Source organism: Kitasatospora acidiphila (assembly GCF_006636205.1).
Classification (GTDB): domain Bacteria; phylum Actinomycetota; class Actinomycetes; order Streptomycetales; family Streptomycetaceae; genus Kitasatospora; species Kitasatospora acidiphila.
The window spans coordinates 4466700-4484148 of sequence record NZ_VIGB01000003.1 but is presented as its reverse complement, the minus strand read 5'-3'; the positions used below and the strand labels follow the sequence as shown (position 1 = coordinate 4484148).

Annotated in this window: 16 protein-coding genes, 2 tRNA genes and 1 pseudogene; 14 read left to right on the top strand and 5 right to left on the bottom strand. The window is 71.4% G+C overall.

From position 1 onward, the window contains the following. The first annotated feature begins 21 nt into the window (after positions 1–21). From E6W39_RS21210 to E6W39_RS21190, 6 genes are all read left to right on the top strand, one after another. Positions 22–648, top strand: a complete 627-nt coding sequence (locus E6W39_RS21210) for a DUF3566 domain-containing protein (protein WP_141634865.1) — start codon at positions 22–24, stop codon at positions 646–648. 305 nt (positions 649–953) lie between these two features. Continuing rightward, complete coding sequence (locus tag E6W39_RS21205; RefSeq protein ID WP_141634864.1) at positions 954–2354, top strand: SAM-dependent methyltransferase; 1401 nt, start codon at positions 954–956, stop codon at positions 2352–2354. Between the two features lie 16 nt (positions 2355–2370). Further along, a tRNA-Ile gene (locus tag E6W39_RS21200) sits at positions 2371–2444 on the top strand. Between the two features lie 223 nt (positions 2445–2667). Then, on the top strand, positions 2668–3294 hold the full coding sequence (locus tag E6W39_RS21195; protein WP_220140247.1) for a protein phosphatase 2C domain-containing protein: 627 nt from the start codon (positions 2668–2670) through the stop codon (positions 3292–3294). A gap of 211 nt (positions 3295–3505) precedes the next feature. Continuing rightward, complete coding sequence (locus tag E6W39_RS40515; RefSeq protein WP_211786189.1) at positions 3506–3634, top strand: DLW-39 family protein; 129 nt, start codon at positions 3506–3508, stop codon at positions 3632–3634. 171 nt (positions 3635–3805) lie between these two features. Next, a tRNA-Ala gene (locus tag E6W39_RS21190) sits at positions 3806–3878 on the top strand. A gap of 78 nt (positions 3879–3956) precedes the next feature. Here the strand turns inward: E6W39_RS21190 and E6W39_RS21185 are convergent. Then, on the bottom strand, positions 3957–4718 hold the full coding sequence (locus E6W39_RS21185; RefSeq protein ID WP_228718705.1) for a DUF5324 family protein: 762 nt from the start codon (positions 4716–4718) through the stop codon (positions 3957–3959). Positions 4719–4870: 152 nt separating this feature from the next. Between E6W39_RS21185 and E6W39_RS21180 the strand changes: the two genes are divergently transcribed. Together E6W39_RS21180 and E6W39_RS21175 are read left to right on the top strand one after the other, a co-directional pair. Then, entirely contained in the window at positions 4871–5395 is a 525-nt protein-coding gene (locus tag E6W39_RS21180) for a peptidylprolyl isomerase (RefSeq protein ID WP_141634862.1), read from the top strand. 102 nt (positions 5396–5497) lie between these two features. Further along, positions 5498–6409 (top strand): rhomboid family intramembrane serine protease, encoded by a 912-nt coding sequence (locus tag E6W39_RS21175; protein WP_141634861.1) that lies wholly within the window; start codon positions 5498–5500, stop codon positions 6407–6409. 276 nt (positions 6410–6685) lie between these two features. On the opposite strand, the gene crgA is transcribed toward E6W39_RS21175, so the two are convergent. Beyond that, positions 6686–6937 (bottom strand): cell division protein CrgA, encoded by a 252-nt coding sequence (gene crgA, locus E6W39_RS21170; protein WP_101380663.1) that lies wholly within the window; start codon positions 6935–6937, stop codon positions 6686–6688. A 238-nt stretch (positions 6938–7175) separates the two neighbouring features. On the opposite strand from crgA, the gene E6W39_RS21165 reads away from it, so the two are divergent. The 6 genes and pseudogenes from E6W39_RS21165 to E6W39_RS40510 all read left to right on the top strand — a co-directional run bounded on the left by E6W39_RS21165 (position 7176) and on the right by E6W39_RS40510 (position 11608). Beyond that, entirely contained in the window at positions 7176–7889 is a 714-nt protein-coding gene (locus E6W39_RS21165) for a DUF881 domain-containing protein (RefSeq protein ID WP_228718704.1), read from the top strand. Positions 7890–7987: 98 nt separating this feature from the next. Beyond that, entirely contained in the window at positions 7988–8161 is a 174-nt protein-coding gene (locus E6W39_RS39550) for a hypothetical protein (RefSeq protein WP_181799377.1), read from the top strand. Between the two features lie 79 nt (positions 8162–8240). Further along, the gene (locus E6W39_RS21160; protein WP_141634860.1) at positions 8241–8903 is read left to right on the top strand and encodes an aminodeoxychorismate/anthranilate synthase component II; all 663 of its coding nucleotides are present in this window, start codon (positions 8241–8243) and stop codon (positions 8901–8903) included. Between the two features lie 4 nt (positions 8904–8907). Then, positions 8908–9954, top strand: coding sequence for a class E sortase (locus E6W39_RS21155; protein WP_141634859.1), 1047 nt, complete (start codon positions 8908–8910; stop codon positions 9952–9954). A 36-nt stretch (positions 9955–9990) separates the two neighbouring features. After that, a pseudogene (locus E6W39_RS21150) lies at positions 9991–10706 on the top strand (class E sortase). 251 nt (positions 10707–10957) lie between these two features. Then, entirely contained in the window at positions 10958–11608 is a 651-nt protein-coding gene (locus E6W39_RS40510) for a BRO-N domain-containing protein (protein ID WP_220140246.1), read from the top strand. 120 nt (positions 11609–11728) lie between these two features. Here E6W39_RS40510 and pknB read toward each other — a convergent pair whose 3' ends face one another. The 3 genes from pknB to E6W39_RS21130 form a co-directional block, all read right to left on the bottom strand. Next, entirely contained in the window at positions 11729–13807 is a 2079-nt protein-coding gene (gene pknB, locus E6W39_RS21140; protein WP_141634858.1) for a Stk1 family PASTA domain-containing Ser/Thr kinase, read from the bottom strand. 274 nt (positions 13808–14081) lie between these two features. Beyond that, positions 14082–15542, bottom strand: coding sequence for a peptidoglycan D,D-transpeptidase FtsI family protein (locus E6W39_RS21135; protein WP_141634857.1), 1461 nt, complete (start codon positions 15540–15542; stop codon positions 14082–14084). A 109-nt stretch (positions 15543–15651) separates the two neighbouring features. Beyond that, positions 15652–17334 carry a PP2C family protein-serine/threonine phosphatase gene (locus E6W39_RS21130; RefSeq protein ID WP_141634856.1) on the bottom strand — a complete coding sequence of 561 codons (1683 nt, stop codon included), beginning with the start codon at positions 17332–17334 and terminating at the stop codon, positions 15652–15654. Positions 17335–17449: the final 115 nt, after the last annotated feature.

Sequence of the window (17449 nt, the reverse complement as noted above, 5' to 3'; positions counted from 1 at the left end):
CCGACGCCGTCCACCTCTGTGATGTCCGCGGTGGGCTCCACCGGCGGCTACAGCGGTGGTGCCTCCGGCAAGCCGACGGTGCCCGCACCGCCGGCCCAGCCGGCTCCCGGCGCCGGCGGGTACTCCCAGCCGACCACCTACACCAAGGGGGAGCCGGCCTCGGCGCGCGGCAACCGCGCCCCGGGTGGCTCGGGTGGCTCCGGCGGTGGCCAGTCGGGCCAGGCGGCCCGCCGTCCGGCCGCCGCGGCACCGGCTCCGGCCGGCTCCGGCCGGGTCCGCAAGGCGCGGCTGCGGGTGCTCAAGGCCGACCCCTGGTCGGTGATGAAGGTCAGCTTCCTGCTGTCGCTGGCGCTCGGCATCATCATGATCGTGGCCGCCATCGTGCTCTGGACCACGCTGGACACCCTGGGCGTCTTCGACTCGATCGGCAAGACCCTCAAGGAGGTCACCGGCTCGGGCAGCACCGGCACCGGCGGCGTCAACATCATGGACTACGTCGGCTTCGGCCAGGTGCTCACCTGGACCGTGCTGATCGCCGTGATCGACGTGGTGCTGCTGACCGCGCTCTCCACCCTCGCCGCGTTCATCTACAACTCGGCGGCCGGCTTCACCGGCGGCGTCGAGCTGACGCTGGCCGAGGAGGAGTGACCCGAACCCGGCAGAGCCGGGCTGACCTGACGTCAGCCTGACATATCGTCACAACCTCACTCAGTACGCACCGGTTCACGAACGAGTTTCGCGAAATCCGGCATAGGCGGGCCCCTTCGGCGGTTTTATCGAAGGGGCCCGCTTCGCCATTCGGGTGACAGCCGTCCGGGGCCCGGCGTGCCGCCGGGACTCCTCGGTGTCGCTCCGGGTTGGCTGGTGCGGCTGCCTGCACGGCTACCGGTACGGGTTCGGGGGCAACTGCTCGGCGTTCAGCTGTCCCCACGGTTGCGCGGAGGTTCCACACGATGGCTCAGATCGCATCGCAGCTCGTCGAGGCAGTGGAGGGCCTGCTCGGGTCCCGGCTGCCGTTCCGACTGCAGGCCTGGGACGGCAGCACCGCAGGGGCGGCCGACGCCCCGCTGCTGGTGCTGCGCAACCGGCGGGCACTGCGCCGGCTGCTCTGGTCCCCCGGCGAGCTCGGCCTGGCCCGGGCCTACGTCTCCGGCGACCTGGAGCTCGGCCCCGGCGAGGACATCTACGCGGTGCTGGCCGAGGCGGCGCACTTCACCGAGCGGCCCGAGGTGCGCGATCTGCACCTGGGCGGGGGCGACCTGACCGGCCCGGCCGGGCGCCGGGCGCTGGCCGTGCTGGCCAAGGCGGGCGCGCTCGGCCCGAATCCCGCGCTGCCCCCCGAGGAGGCCCGCCAGCAGGGCCGGCTGCACAGCCGCACCCGGGACCGGGCCGCGATCAGCCACCACTACGACGTGGGCAACGAGTTCTACCGCCTGGTGCTCGGCCCGTCGATGGTCTACTCGTGCGCCTACTGGACCCCGGAGGGCAAGAGCCTGGAGGACGCCCAGTTCGCCAAGCTCGACCTGATCTGCCGCAAGCTCGGCCTGCGGCCCGGCATGCGGCTGCTCGACGTCGGCTGCGGCTGGGGCTCCCTGGTGCTGCACGCGGCCGAGCACTACGGGGTCAGCGCGGTCGGCGTCTCCATCTCCGCCGAGCAGGTGGCGCTGGCCCGGGAGCGGGTGGCCGCGGCCGGGCTGGCGGACCGGGTGGAGATCCGGCTGCAGGACTACCGCGAGATCCCCGACGGCCCCTACGACGCGATCTCCTCGGTCGGCATGGCCGAGCACGTCGGCAGCGCCCAGTACCGGGTCTACGCGGAGGGCCTGTACGACCTGCTGGTCCCCGGCGGCCGGCTGCTCAACCACCAGATCGCCCGCCGCCCCGACCGCCCCGGGGTGCCGCACACCACCAGCCCCTTCATCAACCGCTACGTCTTCCCGGACGGCGAGCTCTCCCCGGTCGGCAGCACCGTCTCGGCGCTGGAGGAGGCCGGCTTCGAGGTGCGCGACGTCGAATCGCTGCGCGAGCACTACGCCCTGACGCTGCGCGAGTGGGTGGCCAACCTGGAGGCCGACTGGGCGCAGGCGGTCCGGCTGGCCGGCCGCGGCCGGGCCCGGGTCTGGCGGCTCTACATGGCGGCGTCCGCGCTGGCCTTCGAGGAGAACCGGATCGGGATCAACCAGGTCCTGGCCGTGCGCACCGCCGTCAGCGGTGCCAGCGGCCTCCCGGCCACCCGCGAGCAGTGGCTGCGCCGCCAGTCGACCGAGGCCGGCATCCCCGAGCCGGGGCCTGCGATCGGGGGACCGAAGGAGGGTCAGGGCATCGATTTGGGAGATCGGCCATCGGTCCGCTAATCTTTCAGTGCGGCAAGGGCCTATAGCTCAGACGGTTAGAGCGCTTCCCTGATAAGGAAGAGGCCACAGGTTCAAGTCCTGTTAGGCCCACCTGCGGAAACGCCCGCTTACCGATCTCGGTGAGCGGGCGTTTCGTTTTTGGCGCAGCTACCCGGCGAACGGGAGTGGCAATGCGGCTCAGCAGCCTGTGCGAGGCGGCCCCGGGTGATGATCGGGCCAATGAAGACTTCGTACTCGTCGGATCCCATTTCGTGGTGGTGCTGGACGGGGCCACCGCGAGCGGGGCGCCCACCGGGTGCCGGCATGACGTGGCGTGGCTGACCGGGCGGCTGGGGCCCAGCTGGCCCGGCTCCTGGTGGAGCGGCCGGATGCGGAGCTGCGCGAGGTGCTGCGGGCCGGGATCGAGGCCGTCTGCGCCCTGCACGCCGGCACCTGTGAGCTGGGCAACCCGGACAGCCCGTCGGCCACCGTGGCGATGGTGCGCTGGGGGAGCGGGCGGTTCGACCATCTGGTGCTGGCCGACTCCCCGGTCGTGCTGCAGCCGATCGGCGGCGAGCCGCAGGTGGTGCTGGACGACCGGGTGGAGCGGCTGCCGGCCTACGACCGGGCCAGCGTCTCCCGGCTGCGCAACGCGGCCGGCGGCTTCTGGGTGGCGAGCACCCGCCCCGAGGCCGCCGACCAAGCGCTCACCGGCTCCCGCCCGCTGGCCGGGCTGCGGCGTTTCGCGGTGCTCACCGACGGCGTGTCGCGGCTGGTGGAGCGGTACGGCTGGGGCTGGGACACGCTGCTGGAGACCCTGGACACGCAGGGCCCGAACGCAGTGCTGGCGGCCGTGCGGGCCGCCGAGCAGGCCGACCCGCCGGGCCGGTTCCCGGGCAAGCGGCACGACGACGCCACCGTGGTCTTCGGCCGGCCCGGACCGGGCGACCGGCCGTCCTGAGCACCGCGACGTCAAACCATGGGCACCGCCCCAGGTTGGGCGACCGATAGCCGGTCTCGAACAGGACACGGGTGTGTATCATCGGCCGCAGGGCGGTTCGGTCGATTTCGGTCGCCAACCACACCCGCACATCAGAGGCTTGCCGCCTCGGTCGCCCGGCCGGGGCCTTGGCGGGCGAGCCCCCAACTGCTGAGAAGGACGAGGTCCCGCGGTGAAGAAGCTCCTCCTGGTCGCCCTGGTCGCCCTCGGCGGCTTCTTTGTCTACCGTCAGGTCCAGGCCGACCGTGCCGAGCAGGACCTGTGGACCGAGGCCACCGACCCGATCCCGGCCGGTCGCTGACCTCAGGCCGCCGCGGCGGAACGCGGGAGGTCCACCCAGGACCTCCCCGCCGCTGCCCTGCCCACCCGGGAACCGGACACCCGTGCACGGCCCCAGCCCAGCCGCTGGGAGGTGCCTCCAGTCCGGCTGACCCGGTACGCTGTTCTCCGATGGCGCCACAGGCGCCGTCCTGGGGCTTTAGCTCAGTTGGTAGAGCGCTGCCTTTGCAAGGCAGATGTCAGGAGTTCGAGTCTCCTAAGCTCCACAGTCACGCCGATGGCCGACCTGGTTCCACCAGGTCGGCCATCGGCGTTCTGCGGGCCGGGTGCCGTCCGACGGCCCGTCAGAGGGGTTCGTTGCCGTCCTGCTGGTCGTTCTCCTCGTTCTCCTCGTCGGGCCGCTCACCGGGCCGCTCGCGGCTCTCCGAGCCGCCCCGGCCGGTGGCGGTGGCGCCCGAGGCCGGGTGCACCGGGTTCAGCGGGTGCTGCACCTCGGGCGGCTCGATCAGCCACTCCGGCTCGCTGCGCCGGCGGTACCAGACCCAGAGCAGCACGCCGCTGCCGATCGCCAGGAGCCCCACCGCGGCCAGCGCCCCGCGGCCGCGGTCGGCCCGGTCGGCGGCCCGCCGGGCCCTGGCGGCCGCTCGGCGGCGGCCAGGGCCGCAGTGCCGCGCCGGCACGGCGTTGCCCTGCAGGGCGGTCAGTGCGGCCGCGCCGCGGGCCTGGGCCTCCTGCACCACGGGCAGCGCGGCGGCCCGGGCGTGCTCGGCCGAGTGCCGGGCGTGCAGCGCGGCCTCCTGGGCCCGGTGGACGGCCTTGACGGCGTTCTCCTGGGTCTTGGGGGGCAGCGCGGCGAAGGCCTGCTCGACTCGCGGGGCGAGGCCGGCCCGGGCCGACTGGGCCGCCTGCAGCCCACCCGCCTTGGCCTGGCCGACGGCCGCCTCCAGTCGTGGCCCCAGCGCCTCCAGAGCCGGGCCCAGCCGCTGCCGCGCTCCGTCCGTGTAGTGGGCCGCGGTATCCCGGGCGGTCGCCGCATAGGGCGCCAGCGTTTCGAGGGTTCGGCCAGCCGTCTCACGTGCGCCGTCGAAGCAGGGCAGGGCGGGCATTCGGGTCACGGAAGATCCACCTCCTAGGGCGTCGTACCAGGCACTTATCCACCTGATTCGAGATCATGCATCCCCTTTTGCCCCTTTGCATGGCGGGCTGGGCCGTCTGCCATGATGCAGAGGTCAGTGACCAAGAGAAGGAAGGCATCCTCGTGGCCGAGGAACTGTTCGCGACCCTCAAGACGAACCACGGCGACATCGTGGTCAAGCTCTTCCCGAACCACGCCCCCAAGACCGTGGCGAACTTCGTCGAGCTGGCCGAGGGCACGCGCGAGTGGACCGACCCGCGCACCGGCCAGAAGACCAACGCCAAGCTCTACGACGGCACGGTGTTCCACCGGATCATCGAAGGCTTCATGATCCAGGGCGGCGACCCGCTGGGTCAGGGCATCGGCGGCCCGGGCTACAAGTTCGGTGACGAGTTCCACCCCGACCTGGCCTTCACCAAGCCGTTCCTGCTGGCCATGGCCAACGCCGGCCCGGGCACCAACGGCTCGCAGTTCTTCATCACGGTGGCTCCCACCACCTGGCTGACCGGCAAGCACACCATCTTCGGCGAGGTCGAGGACGAGGCCAGCCAGAAGGTCGTCGCCGCGATCGCCGGTGTGAAGACCGGCCGCAACGACCGTCCGGCCCAGGACGTGGTGATCGAGTCGGTGGAGATCACCCGCCGCTGACGCCTGTCGGCGTCGCCGGTGCGGCAGTAGCCTTGACGGTCCCGGTGGTCACCACGCGGTGGTGGGCGCCGGGACTCGTCATGCCAGGCAGAGAGAGACGCGATGACCCAGGGCGACCCGACCGGTCCGGCCGCACCCACCGGAGTCGGCGGGCACCAGCTGCCGCGCTGCTACCGGCACCCCGATCAGGAGACCGGGGTCAGCTGCTCGCGCTGCGGTCGGCCGATCTGCCCGCAGTGCATGATCGACGCGTCGGTCGGCTTCCACTGCCCGGACTGCGTGAACGGCACCTCGTCCCACCCGCAGGCGCAGCACCCCCAGCGGGTGCCCACCACCCGGTTCGGCGGCAAGCTCACCGGGGACGGCAGGCTGGTCACCAAGATCCTGATCGGGATCAACCTGGCGGTCTTCGTGGTCGCCGCCTACCTCGACAAGTCGCTGGTCAACCAGTGGGACCTGGTCAGCTACGTGGCGCCGGGCGGTGCCAAGTACGGCGTGGCCGCCGGGCCCCATGAGTGGTACCGGCTGCTGACCGCCACCTTCCTGCACCAGCAGCCGCTGCACGTGGCCTCCAACATGCTGGCGCTGTGGTGGGTCGGACCCAATCTGGAGCGGGTGCTGGGCCGGCTGCGGTTCCTGGCGCTCTACCTGGTCAGCGGGCTGGCCGGCAGCGCCCTGGTCTACCTGGTGGCCGGGGGCAACGCCGCCTCGCTGGGCGCCTCCGGAGCGATCTTCGGGCTGTTCGGCGCCACCGCGGTGCTGTTTCGGGCGGCTCGCCAGCCGATCGGCCCGGTGGTGGCGCTGATCGTCTTCAACCTGGTGATCACCTTCTCGGTGCCCGGCATCGACTGGCGGGCGCACATCGGCGGGCTGGTCGCCGGCCTGATCACCGGGATCGGCCTGATGCACGCGCCGCGGGCCAACCGCAACCTGGTGCAGGCCGCCACCGTGGTGCTGATGCTGGCCGCGATCGTCGCCGCGGTCCTGGTGGAGACGGCCCGGCTCAACGGCTGACCCGCACAGTTGTCCACAGTGCGCAGTGATTCGCGCACGGTGTGTGCCGGTCGGATCTACGCGCGTCCCGCTGCGGCATTGTCAGGCGCCCTGGGAATCGCACAGAGTTATCCACAGGACCGGTCGACTTTTCCCCACTGTGGATAACCGTGTGGACAAGCGGACGGTATGACCGACGGGCCGCCGGACGCGGACAGCACGAGGGACCGCTCCACCAGACGGCGGCGAAGCGGTCCACGGCCCGTTGATCAGCGGGCGGGGGTCAGGACGCGGGCGTTACTTCCACTGGGTGGAGACGCCGAAGCCCCCGGCGATGAAGCCGAAGCCCACCAGGATGTTCCAGTTGCCCCAAGCCCGCACCGGGTAGCTCGCACTGGTCACGTAGTAAGTGACGATCCAGGCCAGCCCGATGAGGAACAGCGCCAGCATCACCGGCGCCACCCAGGTGCGACCCGAGCTGATCTTGACGGCGGTCGCCGTGGTCGGCGGGGTGTAGTCGGACTTCTTGCGGAGTCGAGACTTCGGCACGAGGGGCTCTCCTGTCGATGCGCTGTGAGACCGCGCAGGGTGCAGCGGGGGGCGGGGCGGCGAATGCGGGGGCCGGGTCGGTACGAGAGGAGTCCGAGAGGTACTCCGCAGATGCCACCGGCGTCCGTTAGCGTAGTGGCTCGCCGGGTCAGAAGGAGATAAGGGTACGGTGCCGAATTCCGAGAATTCCGGGGAGCAGGACCCGACGGAGGGCCTCGGCCGCCGAAACTCCACCCGAATTGTCGGTCGTGCCCTGACCTGCGGCGTCTTCGCCCTCGCGGGTGTCCTGTTCTACGTGAGCGCGCACGCCGCCCACGGCATCGACCTGCGCTCGGACAACTCGCTGCTGCGCCTGGGCGATCTGATACAGCAGCGCAGCGACCAGAACCGGCAGACCCAGGCCGACCTGTCCGAGCTCCAGCAGCGCGCCGACGCGCTGACCAGGCAGCAGGTCACCAACCCGGCCGACGCCGACCAGCTCGCCCAGCAGCGCCGGCTGGCCGGCCTCGACCAGCTGCAGGGCCCCGGCCTCACCGTCACCCTGAACGACGCCCCGCCGAACGCCACCGCCCGGATCCCCGGCGTCCCCGAGCCCGGCGTCAACGACCTGGTGATCCATCAGCAGGACATCCAGGCCGTGGTCAACGCGCTGTGGCGGGGCGGCGCCGAAGGAGTGCAGGTGATGGACCAGCGGTTGATCGCCACCAGCGCGGTCCGCTGCGTCGGCAACACGCTGCTGCTGCAGGGCCGGGTCTACTCGCCGCCGTACGTCATCCGGGCGGTCGGCAGGACCGCCGACCTGCGCGCCGCGGTCGACGCCGACCCCTCGATCCGCAACTACCTGCAGTACGTCGCGGCCTACGGCCTGGGCTGGAAGGTGCAGGAGGGCGGCGACCTCACCCTGCCCGGCTACACCGGCAGCACCGACCTGCACGCCGCCGGCGGGCAGTAGCACGCGCCGGGGCGGGCCGTGGGAAAAGCTCCGTGTCCGGCCGGCGGCCGTGGCCCGCGGTCTACTCTGGTCCCCACGGCCCGACTGTAGGGAGCACCATGTACGGCTGGATCTGGCGGCACCTGCCGGGGAACACCCTGGTCCGCACGGTCATCTCGCTGCTGCTCGTCCTCGGCGTGGTCTACCTGCTCTTCCAGTACGTCTTCCCGTGGGCGGAACCGCTGCTCCCCTTCAACGACGTCACGGTGAACAACGGCGGTGGCCAAGGCTGACCGTCCCCCGGCCTCCCGGGCCGGGCACCCCGCCCCTCCGCCAGCAGTTCCCGCCCGCACCTCATCGGAGTCAGCAGCCATGGCCTCGACCGTCACCGCCCCGCGCATCCTCGTCGTGGACAACTACGACAGCTTCGTCTTCAACCTGGTCCAGTACCTCTACCAGCTGGGCGCCACCTGCGAGGTGGTGCGCAACGACGAACTGACGGTGGCTCGGGCGGTGCGCCGCGACGGCGATCAGGGCTACGACGGGGTGCTGCTCTCCCCCGGCCCCGGCGCGCCCGAGGAGGCCGGGGTCTGCATCGAGATGGTGCGGCACTGCGCGGCCACCGGGCTGCCGCTGTTCGGCGTCTGCCTGGGCCTGCAGTCGATCGCGGTGGCCTACGGCGCGGTGGTCGACCGGGCACCCGAGCTGCTGCACGGCAAGACCTCGCTGGTCGAGCACGAGGACGGCGGCGTCTTCGCCGGCCTGCCCTCGCCGATGACCGCCACCCGCTACCACTCGCTGGCCGTCGAGCCGGCCACGGTGCCGGCCGAGCTGGTGGTCACCGCGCGGACCGGGAGCGGTGTCATCATGGGGCTGAGGCACCGGGAACTGCTCGTGGAGGGGGTGCAGTTCCACCCCGAGTCGGTGCTCACCGAGGGGGGACATCGAATGCTGGCCAACTGGCTGGCCGAATGCGGCGACCCGGACGCGGTCGGCCGCTCGGTCGGACTCGCCCCGGTGATCGGCCGGGGCTGAGGCGATGACGGCCGTGCGCCCGGGGGGGCGTCAAGACGAGTGGCACGGCGGTCGGCAGCAGGATCCGCCGACCGAGGCGTACCAGGGCGAGTCCGACGGCTGGGGGGTCTACCAGCCCGCCGAACCGGTGGCCGCCCCAGTGGTCGAGCAGCCGGACTACCCGGCACCGGAGTACCCGTGGCTGGCCGACCAGACGCTGCAACTGCGGGCCGTCACCGTGCCCGGCCAGCCGGCCGACCGGGCGGCGCAGCAGGGCACCCGGAACGAGGGGCGGCGCGCCCAGGGCCGGGTGGGGATGAGCTCGGGCACCGGGCGGCGGCGGGCCACCGGGCGGAGCGGTCCGGTGGCCCGGCCCAAGGAGCGCAAACGGGTGATCGCGGCCCGGCTGGTCGGCGAGCTGTTCATCACCGCGGGGCTGGTGATGCTGCTCTTCGTCGCCTACCAGCTGTGGTGGACCAACGTGCAGGCCAACGCGATCGCCGACGGCACCCGCAATCAGCTCGAACAGCAGTTCAACCACCCCACCGCGCCGCCGCCCAGCCCCGGCCAGTCCGCCGCGCCGGCCCCGGCCTTCGCCCCGGGCAAGGGCTTCGCGATCATCCACGTGCCCAAGATCGGCCTCACCGATCCGATCGCCGAGGGCACCGACACCACCAAGGTGCTCGACCACGGCCTGGTCGGCCACTACACCGGCACCTCGATGCCCTGGGACCAGAGCGGCAACTTCGCCGTGGCCGGCCACCGCACCACGCACGGCCAGCCGTTCCGCAAGCTCGCCGAGCTCTCCCCCGGCGACAAGATCGTGGTGGAGACCGGCACCGACTACTACACCTACGAGGTCCAGGGCGGCCTCCCGGAGACCTCGCCGACCAACGTCTCGGTGCTGCAGCCGATCCCCAAGGGCTCGCCGTTCACCCAATCGGGGCGGTACATCACGATGACCACCTGTACACCCGAGTTCAGTGCCAGGGGTCGGCTGATCGTCTTTGGCAAGATGGTCGATGACCGACCGAGGAGTCAGGGAGAGCCGCCGGCCCTCACCAACCCCTGACCCGAGGCTTTCCCACCCGCTGGGAGCGGAGGCCGCATGGCGCAGCAGCCGAACGGAAGCACGAGGCTGCCGCGCCGCCACTCCCCGGCCGCCCGGGTCCTCGGAGCCACCGGCGAGCTGCTGGCCACCTTCGGGCTGGTGCTGGCGCTGTTCGTCGCCGACTCGCTCTGGTGGACCGACGTACTGGCGGAGCGTCAGGCCGACCAGGCCGGCCAGGAGTTGCGGAAGTCCTGGGCGGCACCGGGTGACGCGGTGCCACCCGCCCTCGACCCCCGGGGCATCGGGTTCCTGCACGTGCCCGCGATGGGCCACGGCTACTCGGCGCTGATCAGGCTCGGCACCGACCCCCGGTGCTCAACCAGGGCGTCGCCGGTGTCTACACCCAGCCCTTCGCCGCGGCGATGCCCTGGGCCCCCTCCGGCAACTTCGCACTGGCCGCCCACCGCGACGGCCACGGCGCCGAGTTCCACGACCTGGACGCGGTCTCCAAGGGCGACCCGATCGTGGTGGAGACCCGCGACCGCTGGTACGTCTACCGGGTGGACGCGGTGCTCGGCCGGACCACCAAGGACGACATCGACATCGTCGCCCCGGTCCCGGCGAAGGCGGGCTACACCAAGCCCGGGCGGTACATCACCCTGACCACCTGCACCCCGGTGTACACCTCGGAGTACCGGATGGCGGTGTGGGGGAGTTTGGTCCGGGTGGACGCGGTGGACGCGAACCGGACGCCGCCGGGGGAGCTGCGGTGAGGGGCGGTCAAAGGGTGTCGGTTAAACCGACACCCTTTTCGGCGGAGTGGACACCGTCGGAGCTGCGGTGAGGGGCGGTCAAAGGGTGTAACTATTGGTTACACCCTTGCCAGTTGGGTTGTCCACAGGCTGGAGAGGCCGACGGCAACGGGTCCTCATAGTGTGAGGACCCGTTGGCGCGCTCCCGTGCGCCGGGGTGGTGCGCCTGGGGAGCGCGATACCAGCCGTTTGGGCGAATCGTTTGGCTTGGTATGACGAACATGGAAAACCCGGTCATCCCGTTCGACTTCGAGGGCCAGGAAGTCCGGGTGGTGAAGGTCGACGGTGAGCCCTGGTGGGTTGCGGCAGATGTCTGCGCGGTGCTGGAGATCCGGAACTCGCGCGACGCCCTGAAGAACCTCGATGACGACGAGACTGGTGTAGAAACCATCTACACCAGCGGCGGCCCCCAGCGTCTCTCCATCATCAACGAGCCCGGCCTCTACTCGTTGGTCCTGCGCTCCCGCAAGCCGCAGGCCCGTGCCTTCAGGCGCTGGCTCACCCATGAGGTCATCCCCGCGATCCGCCGCACCGGCCGCTATGCGCCCGAGGCCGAGGCGGCCCCTCAGCCGCAGTGGGTTGAGGCCATGGTCGCCGACATCGCCGAGCGGACCACGAAGGTGCTCGAGCAGCGCATCCAGGAACTGCTGGCCGTGCGGGAGACCCTCCTCGACCAGGTCGCCGCTCTGGAGCAGCGCCATGCCGAGCTCTCCCTGCGGGTGCGCCGGGATGCGGAGCTGCTGGCGGCGATGAGTGTGCGGCTGTCCGAGGTGTCGGGGGCGATGTGGACGCTGGGCGGGCGGGTGGAGCTGCTCTGCACCCTGTCCGGCGCGCCGGGGCACGGTCGCCGGCGCCGGTTCTGACGGTCCGTCTGTGGATAACGCGACAGGGGCGGTTCGCTGGGGAAAAGCCGTGGGGCTGTGGACAACTGACGAGTTGTCCACAGCCCCACTTGCGTTGTCAGGCGCTACTACCTCGGGCGCTTAGTTGCCCCCGATGCCGGGGAGCCCGGGGATCCCGGTGGTGGCGCCCCCTTTGCCGGGCGGCGTCGTGTCGCCCGGCCTGGTGGTGAGCTGGATGACCTGGGACGGGTCGACCTGTGAGCCGGAGCCGGGGTTGGCGGAGGTGATGATCGCATTGTCGTCCGCCGGGCCGTTGACCACCGTCGACGCCAGGTGCAGCTGGCCGAGCGCCGCGAACGCGTCCTTGTAGGTCTTGCCGACCAGGATCGGCACGGTGACCTTGGCCGGTGCCCCGTAGAGGGTCAGCGTGATGGTCGCGCCCTTGGCCGCCTTGGCGGGGCTCTGCGAGGCCACCGTGCCGACCACCTGGCTGGCGTTGGTGCTCGGGGTGGTCTTGCTGGAGTCCGCCTGGAAGCCCGCGGCCACCAGTGCGGCGGTCGCCTGGTCGACCGGCTGGCCGACCACGTTGGGCACGGCGGACTTGCCGGTGCCCTGCGAGATGGTCAGGGTGACCGTGGCGCCCGGGGCCGCCTGGGTGCCGGCCGGCGGGTCCTGCGAGATCACCGTGTCCTGCGCGACGGTGTCGCTGTTCTGGTAGACCGGCTGGCCGACCTGGAAGCCGGCGGTCTGCAGCGCCTGGGTGGCGGCGGTCGAGGGCTGGTTCACCTCGTTGGGGACCGCGGTCTGGGTGGGGCCGGTGGAGAGCTGGACGGTGATGGTCCCGTTCTCGGGCATCTGGGTGCCGGCCGCCGGGCTCTGCTGGCAGATCTGGTCCTTGGGCACACCGCCGGGGCAGGCCATCGGGTCGCCCTTGGTGACGGTGATCTTGTCGCTGACGTTGTGCGCGGCGGTGACGGCGGCGTCGAAGCCCTTGCCGGTCAGGGTCGGCGCGTTGACCTGCTTGTTGCCGCCGTTGCCCTTGAACATGGCCGAGGCGACGAAGAACGAGCCGACCAGGACCAGCACGGCGGCGACCGCCAGGATGATCCAGGAGGTGTTGCTCTTCTTCGGCTGGTCGTCGCGGCGCCGGCTGCGCGGAGCGTCGTCGCTGCCGTCGCCGTACCCCTCCTCGGGGTAGCCGTTCTGGTCGTAGCCGCCCTGGCCGACCGGCGGGAGCATGGTGGTGGGCGCGGCGCCGCCGCCGGCCTGCGGCATCATGCTGGTCTGGCCGTACGGGTCGTGCTGCGCCGGGTAGCCGTTCTGGTCGTAGCCGTAGCCGCCCATGCCGTACGCGGCGGCCTGCTGGGCGGCCGCGACCGGGAGGCCGTCGAGGAAGCGCTCGATGTCGTCGCGCATCTCGTCGGCGCTCTGGTACCGGTAGTCGCGCTCCTTGGCGAGCGCCTTGAGCACGATCGCGTCGATCTCCGACCGGACCTCGGGGTCGTAGCTGGACGGCGGCGCGGCCTCCTCCCGGACGTGCTGGTAGGCGACCGCCACCGGGGAGTCGCCGACGAACGGCGGGCGCAGCGTGAGCAGCTCGTAGAGCAGGCAGCCGGTGGAGTAGAGGTCGGAGCGGGCGTCCACGGTCTCGCCCTTGGCCTGCTCGGGCGAGAGGTACTGGGCGGTGCCGATCACGGCCGAGGTCTGGGTCATGGTCATGCCGGCGTCACCCATCGCACGGGCGATGCCGAAGTCCATCACCTTGACGTTGCCCTGGCGGGTGAGCATCACGTTGGCCGGCTTGATGTCCCGGTGCACGATGCCGGCGCGGTGCGAGTACTCCAGCGCCTGCAGGATGCCGATGGTCATCTCCAGCGCGCGCTCCGGCAGCAACCGGCGCCCGGAGTGCAGCAGTTCGCGCAGCGTGGAGCCCTCGACGTACTCCATCACGATGTACGGGATGGAGATGCCGTCGATGTAGTCCTCGCCGGTGTCGTAGACGGCGACGATGGCGGGGTGGTTGAGGGAGGCGGCGGACTGGGCTTCGCGGCGGAAGCGGGCCTGGAACGAGGGGTCCCGCGCCATGTCGGCCCGGAGCGTCTTCACTGCGACGGAGCGGCCGAGCCGGGTGTCATGGGCGAGGTAGACCTCGGCCATGCCGCCGCGTCCGAGGACGCCGCCGAGCTCGTACCTGCCGCCGAGGCGACGAGGCTCTTCCATAGTTCCGACCCTCTCCCTCACCGTCCGGTGAGGATATGACGTAGGTGTCCCCGCACGTGTTTCTGTAGTGACGCTGCCCTCGTCACACGTGGTTCTGTGACGCCGGTCCCAACCGCCGCGGCGAGGCCGCGATCGAGCAGCGGGCAGACCCGCTGCTGGCGGATACGCTACCGGTCGCCGTGGTGACAACTCGACACGCCCGCCAGCTGAGACCAGACCGGTATCGGAGCCTACTGGTGTCGGAGGCGAATCGCCCCGAGGTGAGGCCGATCCCTCACTGCTTGCCGATGGCCGCCTGCATGATCTGCTTGGCGATCGGGGCGGCCAGGCTGCCGCCGCTGATCTCGTCGCTCTGCGCGGCGCCGTCCTCGACGACCACCGCGACCGCGACCGGGATGTCGTTGCCGACCTTGGCGTAGGAGACGAACCAGGCGAACGGCTTGCCCTTGTTGTCCACGCCGTGCTGGGCGGTGCCGGTCTTGCCGCCGACCTCGACGCCGGGGATCTGGGCGTTCTTGCCGGTGCCGTTCTGCACCACGTCGACCATCATCTGCTGCAGCTTCTGGGCGGTGGCCGGGCTGACCGCCTGGTCCATCTCCTTCTCGGTGTGCTTGGAGACGGTGGTGCCGCTCGCCGAGCGCTCCTCGTCGACCAGGTAGGGCTGCATCAGCTTGCCGTTGTCGGCGATCGCGGAGGCGACCATGGCCATCTGCAGCGGGGTGGCGGCGGTGTTGTGCTGGCCGATCGCGTCCTGGGCGGTGCCGTCCGGGGTGGAGTCGGTCGGGAAGTTGCTGGCCACCGACCGGATCGGGGTGTCCACGGTGTTGTTGAAGCCGAACTTCTGGGCCTGGGCGAGCAGCTTCTCCTCACCGAGGTCGGCGCCGAGCTTGCCGTAGACGGTGTTGCAGGAGATCTCGAGGGCGTACTTGAGGGTCGCCTGGCCGCAGGCTTCGCTGTCGCTGTCGTTGCGCAGCACCGTGTTGGTGCCCGGCAGGGTGTAGACGTCCGGGGTGTCGGTCTGGTCGTCCGGGCTGTTGTACTTGCCGGTCTCGAAGGCGGTGGCGGCGGTCACCAGCTTGAAGGTGGAGCCGGGCGGATAGGTCTCCCTCAGCGCCCGGTTGAGCATCGGCTGGTTGGGGTCGCTGTTGAGCGCGTTCCAGGTCTTGCTGGTGGTGTCGCTGATGAGGCTGTTGGGGTCGTAGGACGGCGTGCTCACCATGGCCAGGATGGCGCCGGTGCGCGGGTCGATCGCGACGGCGGCGCCCTTCTTGTCGCCCATCGCCTGGAAGGCGGCCTTCTGCACGGTCGGGTTGATCGTGGTGATCACGTTGCCGCCCTGCTGCTGCTTGCCGGTGAGCGCGTCCATCGCGTTGCCGAGGGCCAGCCGGTCGTCGGTGCCGCCGAGGATCCCGTTCTCCAGGTTCTCCAGGCCGCTGGAGTCGCCGATCACGGAGTAGCCGGTGATCGGCGCGTAGAGCGGGCCGTCGGTGAAACCGGTCTGGTACTTGTACCGGTAGCCGTTGACGAAGTTGGACGTGGTGATCGGCTGGCCGCCCGGGCCGCCCACGATGATGTTGCCGCGCGGGTGGGCGTACTGGTCGTACAGGTTGCGCTCGTTGTGGGGGTTGGTGGCGTAGCTGTCGGCGACCACGGCCTGGATCCAGTTGGCGCGCAGCAGCAGCGCGAAGACCAGCACCATGCAGAAGACGGCAACCCGTCGGATGGGCTTGTTCATGAGACGGGTCCCCTCCTTCGACGACACCTGGGCAGGCGGCGCATGCCATTCAACCGCACGGACGCACGGGTGCTGACCGGCAGGCCCGGGCCTGCCGGTCAGCGGTGGGTCAGGACGGCTGCGGGCACTGGCCGGCCAGCTGCGCGTCGTCCGTGCTCGGCGACTGCTGGCTGCTCGGGCTGCTCGAGGCGCCGGCCGGGGCGCTGGGTGCCGGGCTGCTCGGGGCGGCCGTCGTGCTCGGCGAGGCGGTCGGCTGGCCGGCGCCGCTGCCCCCTTGGCCGGCTGCGGCGCTCGGGTCGGGCGCGGCCGGGGAGGCGCCGACCCTGGGCGCCGTCCCGTAGGAGGCCGCCGTGACCGGCTGGCCCTGGCTGCTGCCGGTGGGCTGCTGCGGGTGCTGGGCCGCCTTGGAGCAGACGTCGGCCTGGTGGGCGTAGGCGCTCACCCTGGCGTTGGCGTCGTCGAGGCTGCCGGCCGTGATGGTCTTCTTGAGCGCGTCCTGCGTCTGGACCGGGAGCAGCCGGGTCTGGACGTCCGTGGTGTTGTGGACCTTGGACAGGCTGATGCCGGCGATGTTCTCGTTGATGCCCTGGTAGACCGTGACGTGGCCGTCGCTGATGCCCAGGTAGTACTTGTCCTGGGTCCAGGAGTAGCCGCCGTAGGCGGCACCGCCGACGAGGGCGAGCGCCACCACGGTGACCGCCGAGCGGCGGAACCAGCGGCGCTTGCGCGGCGGCTGCTCGGCGTCGGCGGGCTGCGGCTCCTGGGGGTAGCCCTGGCCGTAGCCGCCGTCGGGGGCGCCCGGGTAGCCGCCCTGCGCACCCGAGGGGTCGGCCGGGCCGTAGCCCTCGCCGTCGTAGCCCTCGGCGGGGCCGAAGCCGCCCTGCGCCTGCTCGTAGCCGTCGGCCGGGCCGAAGGTGCCCTGCGGCGCCTGCTGGCGGCCCAGCCCGGCGGCGCGGCCGGCCGGGGTGTCGATGATCTGGTTGTCCACGGCGGTGCCGTGCGGGCCCTCGGCGACCGCGCCGACCACCACGGGGGTGGTGGTGAACTGGCCGCTGTGGGTGTCGTTCGGGCCCACGTCGAGGACGTCGGCCACGATGCAGGTGATGTTGTCGGGGCCGCCGCCGCGCAGCGCCAGCTGGATCAGCTCCTGGATGGTCGGCTCGGGGGCGTAGAAGCTCCCCAGCGTCTCTTCCAGGGTCTGGTGGCTGACCGGGCCGGACAGGCCGTCGGAGCAGATCAGGTAGCGGTCGCCGGCCCGGACCTCGCGGATCGCCAGGTCGGGCTCGACCTGGCCGCGGCCGTCCAGCGCGCGCATCAGCAGCGAGCGCTGCGGATGCGTCTCGGCCTCCTCGGCGGTGATCCGGCCCTCGTCCACCAGCCGCTGCACCCAGGTGTGGTCCTGGGTGATCTGGGTCAGTGAGCCGTCCCGCAGCAGGTAGGCGCGGGAGTCGCCGACGTGCACCAGGCCCATCCGCTCGCCGGTCCACAGCAGCGCGGTCAGGGTGCAGCCCATGCCTTCGAGCTGCGGGTCCTGCTCGACCATCAGGCGCAGCCGGTCGTTGGCGTTCTGCACCGCGTCGTTCAGCAGGGTCAGCAGGTCGGCCTGGGGGTCGGCCTCGTCCAGCGTGATGATCGAGCTCAGCACCTCGGAGGAGGCGACTTCGCCGGCCGCCGCACCGCCCATCCCGTCCGCCACTGCCAGCAGTCGGGGTCCGGCGTAGCCGGAGTCCTCGTTCCCCTCCCGGATCAGTCCCTTGTGGGACCCGGCGGCGAACCTCAGCACCAGGCTCATGCGCCCACCTCGCAAAGCTCGGTGGAGGCATTCGCCCACGCGCGCCGTTCAACGATGAGCTCGCTCCGCTCGCTCATGCGCCCACCTCGCAAAGCTCGGTGGAGGCATTCGCCCA